Source organism: Rothia sp. (in: high G+C Gram-positive bacteria) (assembly GCF_030540545.1).
Classification (GTDB): Bacteria; Actinomycetota; Actinomycetes; order Actinomycetales; family Micrococcaceae; genus Rothia.
On record NZ_JAUNVZ010000124.1, the window covers coordinates 1 to 1051 of the forward strand.

General features: G+C 50.5%; 1 rRNA gene. It reads right to left on the reverse strand.

Going from position 1 to position 1051, the window contains the following annotated elements:
- A 16S ribosomal RNA gene (locus Q4P78_RS09385) occupies positions 1-966 on the reverse strand; the annotation flags it as partial.
- Positions 967-1051: the final 85 nt, after the last annotated feature.

The following is a 1051-nucleotide window of genomic DNA, read 5'->3' on the forward strand; positions in this document are numbered from 1 at the left end:
TTAAACCACATGCTCCACCGCTTGTGCGGGCCCCCGTCAATTCCTTTGAGTTTCAACCTTGCGGTCGTACTCCCCAGGCGGAGTGCTTAATGCGTTAGCTGCGGCACTGAACCCCGGAAAGGGTCTAACACCTAGCACTCATCGTTTACGGCGTGGACTACCAGGGTATCTAATCCTGTTCGCTACCCACGCTTTCGAGCCTCAGCGTCAGTTACAGACCAGAGAGCCGCTTTCGCCACCGGTGTTCCTCCATATATCTACGCATTTCACCGCTACACATGGAATTCCACTCTCCCCTTCTGCACTCAAGTTAAACAGTTTCCAAAGCATACTATGGTTGAGCCATAGCCTTTCACTTCAGACTTATCTAACCGCCTGCGCTCGCTTTACGCCCAATAAATCCGGATAACGCTCGGGACCTACGTATTACCGCGGCTGCTGGCACGTAGTTAGCCGTCCCTTTCTGGTAAAGTACCGTCACAGTGTCAACTTTCCACTCTAACACTCGTTCTTCCTTTACAACAGAGCTTTACGATCCGAAAACCTTCTTCACTCACGCGGCGTTGCTCGGTCAGGGTTGCCCCCATTGCCGAAGATTCCCTACTGCTGCCTCCCGTAGGAGTCTGGGCCGTGTCTCAGTCCCAGTGTGGCCGATCACCCTCTCAGGTCGGCTATGTATCGTCGCCTTGGTGAGCCGTTACCTCACCAACTAGCTAATACAACGCAGGTCCATCTGGTAGTGGTGCAATTGCACCTTTCAAATAAATGACATGTGTCATTCATTGTTATGCGGTATTAGCTATCGTTTCCAATAGTTATCCCCCGCTACCAGGCAGGTTACCTACGCGTTACTCACCCGTTCGCAACTCATCCGTCTGGTACAAGTACCGGACTTCAGCGTTCTACTTGCATGTATTAGGCACGCCGCCAGCGTTCATCCTGAGCCAGGATCAAACTCTCATTAAAAGTTTGAGTCTACACTCATTCTGTCTACTGACAGATTTATTGTTTTTTTAAATTGTTCAGTCACTAGTCATATGACTAGCGCCCT